Annotated in this window: 9 protein-coding genes; 3 read left to right on the top strand and 6 right to left on the bottom strand. The window is 70.4% G+C overall.

What is annotated here, in order from left to right; translation table 11 throughout:
* The first annotated feature begins 2 nt into the window (after positions 1 to 2).
* The gene (locus AC1D1T_RS11405) at positions 3 to 464 is read left to right on the top strand and encodes a GNAT family N-acetyltransferase (protein ID WP_477991893.1); all 462 of its coding nucleotides are present in this window, start codon (positions 3 to 5) and stop codon (positions 462 to 464) included.
* A 135-nt stretch (positions 465 to 599) separates the two neighbouring features.
* Complete coding sequence (locus AC1D1T_RS11410; protein ID WP_477991894.1) at positions 600 to 1,955, top strand: diguanylate cyclase domain-containing protein; 1,356 nt, start codon at positions 600 to 602, stop codon at positions 1,953 to 1,955.
* A gap of 1 nt (position 1,956) precedes the next feature.
* On the opposite strand, the gene AC1D1T_RS11415 is transcribed toward AC1D1T_RS11410, so the two are convergent.
* Genes AC1D1T_RS11415 through gabT form a run of 6 tightly spaced genes read right to left on the bottom strand, consistent with a single transcriptional unit; the run spans position 1,957 to position 9,080 of the window.
* Positions 1,957 to 3,435 carry an NAD-dependent succinate-semialdehyde dehydrogenase gene (locus AC1D1T_RS11415; protein ID WP_477991895.1) on the bottom strand — a complete coding sequence of 493 codons (1,479 nt, stop codon included), beginning with the start codon at positions 3,433 to 3,435 and terminating at the stop codon, positions 1,957 to 1,959.
* Between the two features lie 25 nt (positions 3,436 to 3,460).
* On the bottom strand, positions 3,461 to 4,285 hold the full coding sequence (locus AC1D1T_RS11420; RefSeq protein WP_477828084.1) for an ABC transporter permease: 825 nt from the start codon (positions 4,283 to 4,285) through the stop codon (positions 3,461 to 3,463).
* Positions 4,282 to 5,535 (bottom strand): ABC transporter permease, encoded by a 1,254-nt coding sequence (locus tag AC1D1T_RS11425; protein WP_465114402.1) that lies wholly within the window; start codon positions 5,533 to 5,535, stop codon positions 4,282 to 4,284. Before AC1D1T_RS11425 ends, AC1D1T_RS11420 begins: the two co-directional genes overlap by 4 nt.
* A 10-nt stretch (positions 5,536 to 5,545) precedes the next feature.
* Positions 5,546 to 6,571: an ABC transporter substrate-binding protein gene (locus tag AC1D1T_RS11430; RefSeq protein WP_477991896.1), complete on the bottom strand. Its 1,026-nt coding sequence runs from the start codon at positions 6,569 to 6,571 to the stop codon at positions 5,546 to 5,548.
* Positions 6,572 to 6,624: 53 nt separating this feature from the next.
* The gene (locus tag AC1D1T_RS11435; RefSeq protein WP_465114400.1) at positions 6,625 to 7,779 is read right to left on the bottom strand and encodes an ABC transporter ATP-binding protein; all 1,155 of its coding nucleotides are present in this window, start codon (positions 7,777 to 7,779) and stop codon (positions 6,625 to 6,627) included.
* A gap of 11 nt (positions 7,780 to 7,790) precedes the next feature.
* Positions 7,791 to 9,080: a 4-aminobutyrate--2-oxoglutarate transaminase gene (gene gabT / locus AC1D1T_RS11440; RefSeq protein WP_465114399.1), complete on the bottom strand. Its 1,290-nt coding sequence runs from the start codon at positions 9,078 to 9,080 to the stop codon at positions 7,791 to 7,793.
* Between the two features lie 177 nt (positions 9,081 to 9,257).
* Here gabT and AC1D1T_RS11445 point away from each other — a divergent pair, with 177 nt between their 5' ends.
* Positions 9,258 to 10,670: an aminotransferase-like domain-containing protein gene (locus AC1D1T_RS11445; RefSeq protein ID WP_477991897.1), complete on the top strand. Its 1,413-nt coding sequence runs from the start codon at positions 9,258 to 9,260 to the stop codon at positions 10,668 to 10,670.
* Positions 10,671 to 10,828 lie beyond the last annotated feature (158 nt).

Raw genomic sequence — 10,828 nt, forward strand, 5'->3', positions numbered from 1 at the left:
CCATGGGTGAAAGTGTGCAAGGCAGCAGGATTCTCGTCGTTCTTTCCCCGGTCCGGGCCGATGACGCCGAGGCCTTGGTGGCATTGCGCATCGAGGCGATGCGTGAAAGCCTGGAGCGCGCAGGGCGCTTCGATGCGGCGCGGGCGCGCGAGCGCTTCCTGTCCGGCTTCTCGCCCGAACACACACGCCACATCGAGCTCGACGGCGAGAAGGTCGGTTTCGTGGTGGTCAAACCGCACGGCCAGGGGCTGCTGCTGGATCATCTCTATGTCCACCCGAAGCATCAGCGCCACGGCGTCGGCGCCGCCGTGCTGGCGCAGGTGTTCGCCGAAGCCGACGCAGCGGCTGCCGCGCTGCGCGTCGGGGCGCTGCGCGGCAGCGATTCGAACCGCTTCTACGCGCGGCACGGCTTCGCGCTGGTCGAGGAGAAGGAGTTCGACAACTACTACGAGCGCTCCCGCTGACCGAGCCGCGGTGCGCACTCCGTCACGCCGCCTCCATTTCCGACGCCCCGAAGTCCATCCGTCCGGTGCCGAGCCGGCGGCGCACGCTGCGTCTCCCCGTTGCTGCCATCCACGGCGGTGATGAAAGGTGACGTGATGACGCAGTGCGGTGAAGACGTGCGGTTGCTGGAACAGCTGGGCCTGGACACGCTCGCGCCCGGGGAGGCCCGGGCCTGCGAACTCCTGCTGGAGGGCGGCATCCGCATGCTGCTGGAGCTCAGCGAGGACGGCCTGCTGACGATCGCCGCGGCGCTGCCCGGCGAGGTCACCGACGACGACGACGCCTTGCTCTCGATGTCGCCTGCCGAGACCGACCTCGACGACGCGCGGGACACGTCGCCGATCGACATTAGCACCGAATCCGGCCACCTCATCGTGTGGGCGGACCATTTCGTCGAGGCGGCCGGCGACGCCCGCATGGTCTCGCTGCTCGACCGCGTGGCCACGCGGGCCGCCGCGGTGGCCGCGGCGCGGCGTTCCAGCGCCCGCGGCGCCGCGACGAACGCGCGCCAGGACATGGTCCCGCTCGCTAAACTGCGGCTCAACGAAGTCCGGAGGCGACTCGCGATGAACCAGGCCCCTTGCCGCGTACTGTGGATCGATGCCCAGCCGCCCGACGCCGATGTCGGCTCGACCGCGCTGCAAAGCCGCCTTGGCGCCGGCTTCGACATCCGCACGGCCGCCGGACTCGATTGCACCGAGGCCCGCGATGCGCATTCCGAGGTCATCGTGCTGGCGCTCGGCGCCGATGCCGCCGAGGTGGTGCTCGGCTGGCCCGCGCTCGCGGTGGCCGCGGCCGACGCGGCGCTGGTGGTGCTGGCACCGGCCATGGCCGATGCGCAGGCGCAGCGCCTGATCGAGGCCGGCGTGCAGGACATCGTGTTCCATGCCGACCTCGGCTCGCTCGCGCAGCGGCTGCGGCTGGCCGCCGGGCGCAAGGCGATCGAGCGCGAGGCGCGCAAGGCCTACGCCACCGACCTGATGACGGGCCTGCCGAACCGCACGCAGCTGATCGAGCACCTGAGCCAGGTGCTGGCGCTGCGCGAGCGCGAGCCGGCACCGGTCAGCCTGCTGGTGTTCCGCATGGACGGTTTCCAGGGCATCGAGGGCGCGCACGGGCCGGAGTCGGCCAACGTCGTGCGCCGCAAGGTCGCGGTGCGGCTGCGCGGCGGCGTGCGCTCGAGCGACGTGGTGGCCTCGCTCGGGGCCGACGTGTTCGCGGTGCTGCTGCCGTCGACCGAATCGCCGGCCGACGCGCAGCGCGTCGTCGACAAGCTGGTGCGCATGCTGCGCGATCCGTTCAACGTGGCCGGCATCACGGTGGGCGTGACGGCGCACGTCGGCGTCGCGCAGTACCCGCAGGACGGGCAGCAGCCCGACGACCTGCTGCGGCATGCATCCGCCGCGGCGCTGGCGACCGCCTACGGGCCGCGGGGGGCGGCGAACGACTGAGCTATTTCTGGATGTCCCCCAGGCACAAATACTTCACCTCGACGTAGTCGTCGATCCCGTGGTGCGACCCCTCGCGCCCGAGGCCCGACTGCTTGACCCCGCCGAACGGCACCTCGGCCGTCGAGATCAGCCCGGTGTTGATGCCCACCATGCCGTACTCCAGCGCCTCGCCGACGCGGAAGATGCGGCCGATGTCGCGGCTGTAGAAGTAGCTTGCCAGCCCGAACTCGGTGGCGTTGGCCATCGCGATCGCGTCGGCCTCGGTGGTGAAGCGGAACACCGGCGCCACCGGGCCGAAGGTCTCCTCGCGCGCGCACAGCATCTCGCTGGTGGCGCCCGACAGCACCGTCGGCTCGAAGAAGCGCGTGCCGAACCGGTGCCCGCCGGTCACCAGCGTCGCGCCCTTCGCGGTCGCGTCGGCCACGTGCCGCTCGATCTTCTCGATCGCCGCGTCGTCGATCATCGGCCCCTGCGTCACGCCGGCCTCGAAGCCGTTGCCCACTTTGATCGTCTTCGTCTTCTCGGCCAGCTTGGCGACGAACGCGTCGTACACGCCGTCCTGCAYGTACAGCCGGTTCGCGCAGACGCAGGTCTGGCCGGCATTGCGGTACTTGCTGGCGAGCGCCCCCTCGACCGCGCTGTCGAGGTCGGCATCGTCGAACACGATGAACGGCGCATTGCCGCCCAGCTCCAGCGACAGCTTCTTGATCGTCGGCGCGCACTGCTTCATCAGGATGCGGCCGACCTCGGTCGAGCCGGTGAACGACAGGTGGCGCACCYGATCGCTCTCGCACAGCACCTTGCCCACCGCGATGGAGTTCTCGCCGTCGGCCGTCACGACGTTCAGCACGCCCGGCGGCATGCCGGCGCGCTGCGCCAGTTCGGCCACGGCCAGCGCCGACAGCGGCGTCTGCTCGGCCGGCTTGATCACCACCGGGCAGCCGGCGGCCAGCGCCGGCGCGACCTTGCGCGTGATCATCGCGATCGGGAAATTCCACGGCGTGATCGCCGCGCACACGCCCACCGGCTGCTTGATCACCAGGTAGCGCTTGCCGTTGTCGGTGGTCGGGATGGTCTCGCCGTAGACACGGCGCGATTCCTCGGCGAACCACTCGATGAAGCTGGCGCCGTAGCCGACCTCGCCCTTCGCCTCGGCCAGCGGCTTGCCCTGCTCGGCCGTCATGATGCGCGCCAGGTCGTCGGCGTTCGCCATCAGCAGCTGGAACCACTTCATCAGGATCGCCGCGCGCTCCTTCGCGGTCTTGCCGCGCCAGGCCGGCCAGGCCTGGTTCGCGGCGGCCACGGCGGCCTGCGTCTCGGCCGCGCCCAGGTTCGCCACGTCGACGAGCTTCCGGCTCGTGGCCGGGTCGGTCACGTCGAAGCGGGCGCTGCCGGCCACCCACTCGCCGCCGATCAATGCGTGCGTCTTCAGCAGGCCGGGGTCCTTCAGCGTGGAAAGCGGGGAGGTCTTCATGTCCATGGAGGTCGTCCTTTCGTGGAATCGATCAGCGCTTGCGCCCGCGCAGCCACTCCAGCACGAGCAGCAGCCCGGTCGTGAAGAGGATCAGCAGCGTCGCGACGGCGGCGATCGTCGGCGTGATGTTCTCGCGGATGCCGGTGAACATCTGGCGCGGCAGCGTCACCTGTTCCGGGCCGGCGAGGAAGAGCGTCACCACGACCTCGTCGAACGAGGTCGCGAACGCGAACAGCGCGCCGGAAATGACGCCCGGCGCGATCACCGGCAGCGTGATGCGGAAGAAGGTGCGCAGCGGCGTTTCGCCCAGGCTCAGGCTCGCGCGCACCAGGTTGTTGTTGAAGCCCTGCAGCGTGGCCAGCACGGTGGTCAGCACGAACGGCGCACCGAGCGCGGCATGCACGATGATCAGCGCGGTGTAGCTGTCGCCGAGCCCGATGTTGGCGAAGAACAGGTAGGTGCTGACGCCGACGACCACGATCGGCACCACCATCGGCGCGATCAGCAGGCTCATCAGCAGGCCCTTGAACGGGAAGTCGGTGCGCGCGAGGCCCACCGCGGCCAAGGTGCCGAGCACGGTCGCGATCACGGTGGCGGCGGGCGCGACGATGAAGCTGTTCTTCGCGGCGCGCGCCCACTCGGCCGACGTGAAGAGGTTCTGGTACCACTTCAGCGACCAGCCGGGGATCGGGTAGGCCAGGAACGAGCTGTCGCTGAACGACAGCGGGATGATCACGAGGATCGGCAGCAGCAGGAAGGCCAGCACGCCGGCGCAGGCCGCGCGCACCGCCCACCAGCCGGCCTTGTCGAGCGGCGTCGCGTACGCGGGAAAGAGGGGCAGTGCGGGCAGTTTCATCCGAGGCTCAGTTCCGACTTCACGACGCGACGGTACACGGCATAGAGAACCAGCGTCGCCGTCAGCAGCAAGGCACCGAGCCCGCAGGCCATGCCCCAGTTGATGTTCACGTTGGTGTACTGCGCGATGTAGTAGCTGAGCATCTGGTCGTCCGCGCCGCCGAGCAGTGCCGGCGTCACGTAGTAGCCGATCGACAGGATGAACACCAGCAGCGCGCCGGCGCCGATGCCCGGGAAGGTCTGCGGCACGTAGACGCGGAAGAACGCCGCCAGCGGTGCACTGCCGAGCGACACCGCGGCACGCAGGTAGGTGGCCGGCACGCTCTTCATCACGCTGTACAGCGGCAGGATCATGAAGGGCAGCAGGATGTGCGTCATCGCGATCACGACGCCCAGCCGGTTGAACAGCAGCGGCAGCGGCTCGTCGACCAGGCCGAGCCCCATCAGGCTGCGGTTGACCAGCCCCTGCGACTGCAGCAGCACGATCCAGGCCGCCACGCGCACCAGGATGGAGGTCCAGAACGGCACCAGCACCAGGATCATCAGCACGTTGGCGCGGCGTGCCGGCAAGGTCGACAGCCACCACGCGAGCGGGTAGCCGAGCAGCAGGCAGCACAGCGTGACGACCGCGCTGATCGCGAAGGTGCGGCCCAGGATGCGGGCGAATGCGCGCTGGTCCTCGGGCATGCGCTCGACGTGGCCGGTCGCGTCGCGGCGCAGGTCGACGGCGGCGAGCAGGTAGTCGGGCGTCCAGCGCGAGCCGTTCTTCGCGATCGCCTGCCAGTAGCGCGGCTCGCCCCAGCGTTCGTCGAGGGCGAGCAGTTTCGCCTTCACCTGGGCGGGCTCGCCGGCGCCTTCGAGCGGCAGCGCACGGTAGGCGCCCATCACCAGCGAACGCGCGCCGGCCGCATCGCTGTTGAGCCGGCGCGCGACGGCGCCGGCATCGGAGCTGTCGGGCAGCGTGCCCAGGTCGGCGACCAGCGCGGCGAACGCGTCCGGTGCCGGCACCGAGGCGCGGTCCCACGACGCGAGCGCCGCGACGGTGCGCGGCAGCGCGGTCGCGACCTCCGGGTTCTCGACCGCGCGCTTGAGCAACGCGGCGATCGGCACCAGGAAGGTCAGCAACAGGAACAGCAGCAGCGGCAGCGTCAGCGAGAACGCCCGCAGCTTGCGCCGCCGGTCGGCACGCGCGAGCTGGCGGCGCAGCGCATGCGGGTCGCCGATCGGCAGCGGGGCGGCGAGCGTGTCCATCACGAGCGCCTTACTGCGCGGCCCACGAGGCGAAGCGCTTCTCCAGCTCCTCGCCCTGGTCGGCCCAGAACTTCAGGTTGAACTGCAGCGCGTCCTTCGAGTTGGCCGGCGAGGTCGGCAGGTTGCCCAGCACCTTGGCATCCAGCCTGGCCAGTGCCTTGGTGTTGGTCGGGCCATAGGCGATGTTCTTTGCGTACTCGGCCTGCGCGTCCGGGGTGCTGGCGAACGCGATGAACTTCAGCGCCGCATCCTTGTTCGGCGTGCCCTTCGGGATCACCCAGTAGTCCAGGTCGTAGATGCCGCCGGTCCAGGTGATCTTCAGGTTCTTGCCCTCGCGGTTCGCGGCATCGATGCGGCCGTTGTAGACCGTCGTCAGCGCGACGTCGCCCGCCACCAGGAACTGCGGCGGCTGCGCGCCGGCCTCCCACCACTGGATGCTCGGCTTCAGCTCGCTCAGCTTCCTGAACGCGCGGTCGGCGCCGTCCTTGGAGGCGAGCACCTTGTAGACGTCGGCGGTCTTCACGCCGTCGGCCATCAGCGCGAACTCGAGGTTGTAGCGCGCGCCCTTGCGCATGCCGCGCTTGCCGGGGAATTTCTTCAGGTCCCAGAAATCGGCCCAGGTGGTGGGCGTGCCCTTCAGCTTGTCGCCGTTGTAGGCCATCACGGTCGACCACACGAAGATGCCGATGCCGCAGTCGCTGACGGCCGCCGGCAGCAGGTCGGCCTTGCCGCCGAGCTTGCTGTAGTCGAGCTTCTCGAACAGGCCCTCGTCGCAACCGCGCGCGACGTCGGGCGACTCGACCTCGACGACGTCCCACGTGACCTTCTTCGTCTCGACCATCGCCTTGATCTTGGCCTGCTCGCCGTTGTATTCCACCGGCACGACCTTGGTGCCGGTCTTCTCGAACGGCTCGTAGTAGGCCTTCTTCTGCGCATTGGCGTTCGCGCCGCCGAAGTTGACGACGGTGATCTGCTGGGCGAACGCCGGCAGCGCGAAGCCGACGGCGAGCGCGAGGCTCAGGATGCTCTTCTTCATGACGGGGTCCTTCGGGGTGATGAAAGCGGTGGAGGAGGCCGGGACGGCAGGGCTCAGACGATGTAGATGCGCGTGTGCTCGGGCGGCAGCTCCAGCCAGACCGCGTCGCCGGCGTGCGGTGCCGCGCCGTCGGCCAGCGGCAGCTTGACCGTCGCCGCGGCCTGGCCTTCGCCGAGCGCGCACAGCAGCCGCAGGTGGTCGCCGAAGTAGATGACGCTGTCGACGCGCGCCTGCAGCGCGTTGCCATGCTCGGCCGGCGCCTGCCGGTGCAGCCGGATGCGCTCCGGGCGGATGCAGGCCTCGACCGCCGCACCGACCGCCGCGCCGTTCACGTTGACGCCGGTCAGCACGCGCCCGTCGATCAGCACCATGCCGCAGCGGTCGCTGGTGTCGTCGACGTGGGTCGCCCGCACGGTGCCCTTGACGACGGTGCTGTCGCCGATGAAGCCGGCCACGAAGCGGTTGGACGGCGCCTCGTACATCGCCTCCACCGGCGCGAGCATCTGCACCGCGCCGTCGTTGAAGACGGCCACGCGGTCGCTCATCGTCAGCGCCTCGCCCTGGTCGTGCGTCACGTAGACGAAGGTGACGCCGAGCTGCCGGTGCAGCTCCTTCAGCTCGATCTGCATGTGCTCGCGCAGCTGCTTGTCGAGCGCGCCGAGCGGCTCGTCCATCAGCACCAGCTGCGGCTCGAACACCAGCGCCCGCGCCAGCGCGACGCGCTGCTGCTGGCCGCCCGAGAGCTGGGCCGGCGAGCGCTCGGCCATGCCGGTCAGCCGCACCATCTCGAGGGCGCGCGCCACGCGCCGCGCCTGCTCGTCGCGCGGCAGCCTGCGCACCGTCAGCGGGTAGGCCACGTTCTGCCCGACCGTCAGGTGCGGGAACAGCGCGTAGTTCTGGAACACCATCCCGAAATGCCGCTTGTGCGGCGGCGTGCGCGTGATCGGGCGGCCGTCGAGCAGGATGTCGCCGGCGGTCGGCGACTCGAAGCCGGCCAGCATCATCAGCGTCGTGGTCTTGCCCGAGCCCGAGGGACCGAGCAGCGTCAGGAACTCGCCGCGGCGGATGTCCAGGTCGAGGCCGCGCACCACCAGGTGGCTGCCGTCGTAGGTCTTCTGCACGCCGCGAAAGCGCACCAGCGGTTCGGCCGGTGCGCCCTGCGGGACGGCAGCGGCGGCGGCGGGAGAGGTTCCGGAGACGGCAGGCATGCGCACCTCGTTCAACGCAGAGCGGCGAAACTGTCGGCCAGCACCTGCAGGCCTTCGTCGACCAGCGCGTCCTCGGCCGTCAGCGGCACCAGCACGCGGATCACGTTGCCGTGGGTGCCGCAGGAGAGCAGTATGAGCCCGCGGCGGGCCGCTTCGGCGACCACGTTGCGCGTCAGTTCGGCGGCCGGCTTCGACAGGTCGCCGCCCTCGAACAGCTCGATCGCCACCATCGCACCCAGTCCGCGCACGTCGCGCACCTCGGGCACGCGGGTCGCGATGCGGCGCAGMCCGGCCGCGAGCCGCTCGCCGAGCGCGCGACTGCGCTGCAGCAGCTGTTCGTCGTCGAACACCTTCAGCACCGCGAGTGCCGCCGCGCAGCCGATCGGCGAGCCCGCGTAGGTGCCGCCGAGCCCGCCCGGGCCGGGCGCGTCCATCACGTCGGCACGGCCGACCACGCCCGAGATGGGGAAGCCGCCGGCCATCGACTTGGCGGTGGTGATCAGGTCCGGCGCGACCGGCCATTGCTCGCTCGCGAACCAGGTGCCGGTGCGGCCGGCGCCGGTCTGCACCTCGTCGGCGATCAGCAGGATGCCGTACCGCTCGGCCAGGGTTTTCAGGCGCGCGATGAACTCGTTCGGCGCGACGTGGAAGCCGCCTTCGCCCTGCACCGGTTCGATGATGAACGCGGCCACGCGCTCCGGCTCGATGTCGTTCTTGAAGATCGTCTCCACCGAATGCAGTGCGTCGTCGATGCTGACGCCGTGCAGCGCGTTCGGGAACAGCGCATGGAAGGTCTCGCCCGGGAACGGCCCGAAGCCGGTCTTGTACGGTGCGACCTTGCCGGTCAGCCCGAGCGTCATCATCGTGCGGCCGTGGTAGCCGCCGGTGAACGCGATCACGCCCGGGCGGCGCGTGAACGCGCGGGCGATCTTGACGGCGTTCTCGACCGCCTCGGCCCCGGTCGACAGGAACAGCGACTTCTTCGCGAAGGCGCCGGGTGCCAGCGCGTTCAGCCGTTCGGCCAGCTCGACGTAGGGCTCGTAGGCGAGCACCTGGAAGCAGGTGTGGGTGTAGGCGTCGAGCTGGGCCCGCACGGCGGCGATCACCTCCGGGTGGCAGTGGCCGGTGTTGAGCACCGCGATGCCGCCGGCGAAGTCGATGTAGCGCCGGCCCTCGACGTCCCAGACCTCGGCATTGGCGCCGCGGGCGACGAAGATCGGGTGGGCCTGGCCGACCCCGCGGGCCACCGCGGCATGGCGGCGCGCCATCAGGACGGCATTGGTGTCGTGTTCGCGTTGCATGGCCAGGCTCCAGGGCAGGGAAAATTCGTGTGGGCGGACTGTAGGCAGCCGCTGCGCGCGCCGCCATGTACAGACGGTGCGGCGTTTCGGTGTACTGTGCAGGCCGCGGGGCCTGTACATGCAAGCCCTGATCCGGTGCGCCATGCACGAGGAAGCAGCAGTAGCCACGACACGCCGATGTTCACGCTGAACCCGAACTCCCCGATGCCGCTGGTCGGCCAGATCGTCGACGGCTTGCGCCGCATGATTGCCGAGCAGTCGCTGAAGCCCGGCGCCAAGCTGCCGTCGATCCGCGCCTTCGCGGCCTCGCACGGCGTGAGCGTCTTCACCGTGGTCGAGGCCTACGACCGGCTGGTCGCGCAGGGCTGGCTGGTGTCGCGCGCGAACGCCGGCTTCTTCGTGAAGCGGCGCGGCGGCGACGCCCCGGCAGTGGCGCCGCCGCCCAAGCCGGTGGCCGACCTGCGCTTCGATGCGCAGTGGTACCTGAAGCAGATTTTCGAGAACCGCAACCTGGCGCTCAAGCCCGGCTGCGGCTGGCTGCCGCACGACTGGCTGTTCGAGGACGGCGTGCGGCGCAGCCTGCGCCAGATGGYCGCCGACGGGGCCGAGCTGGGGGGCTACGGGCTGCCGCACGGGCACATGGCGCTGCGCATCCTGGTGACCGAGTCGCTGGCCGAGCACCAGATCGCGGTCGGCGCCGAGCAGGTGCTCCTGACGCAGGGTTCGAGCCAGGCGCTCGACCTCGTCGCGCGCCGGCTGCTGAAGCCGGGCGATGCGGTGCTGGTCGACGACCCCGGCTACCCGAACCTGATGTTCATGCTGCGCTTTCTCGGTGCGCGGCTGATCGGCGTGCCGCGTACGCCGGCCGGCTACGACCTGCCGGCGCTGGAGGCGCTGCTGGCCGAGCACCGGCCGAAGGCCTTCTTCACGCAGCCGCGGCTGCAGAGCCCGACCAGTTCGGTCACGCCGCTGGCGCAGCTGTACCGGCTGTTGCAGCTGGCCGACGCGCACGACCTGACGCTGGTCGAGAACGACATCTATGCCGACATGGACCCCGAGCCGCGGCCCTCGCTCGCGAGCCTCGACCAGCTGCGCCGCGTGGTCTACGTCGGCAGCTACTCGAAGACGATCTCGCCGAACATCCGCGTCGGCTACGTCGTTGCGCGGCCGGACCTGCTGGACGAACTCGCGCAGCTGAAGATGGTGTCGGGGCTGACCTCGTCGGACATCACCGAGCGGCTGGCCTTCGGCGCGCTGACCGAAGGCCGCTGGCGCAAGCACCTGAAATCGCTGCGCGACCGGCTGGCCGACGGGCACGGCCGGGTGGCGCAGCGGCTGGCGGGGCTCGGCTTCGAGCTGTTCAGCGAGCCGAAGGCGGGCCTGTACCTGTGGGCGCGCCACCCGGACCTGCCCGACGGTGCCGAGCTGTCGCGGCAGGCGGTGGGCGAGGGCATCATGCTCGGGCCGGGGCAGCTGTTCCTGGTCGAGCCGCGGCCCACCGGCTGGCTGCGCTTCAACGTGGCCTTCAGCGACGACGAGCGGCTGTACCGTTTCCTGGCGGCGCAGATCCGGTTGCAGGAGGCGGCTTAGGGTCGGCATGGGCGCGCGCAAAGGCGCGTGGGGGGAGGCCGTGGCGCGCCGGCCGGGTCGGTCATCGCCCCTGGCGGGGCGCTGACTTCCCTCCGCTGACTGGTTTCATGGCCCGTCGCCGAAACTCCCGCCACTCACTTCGTTCGTTGTGGTCAAAC

The organism is Rhizobacter sp. P2_H3 (assembly GCF_056403355.1).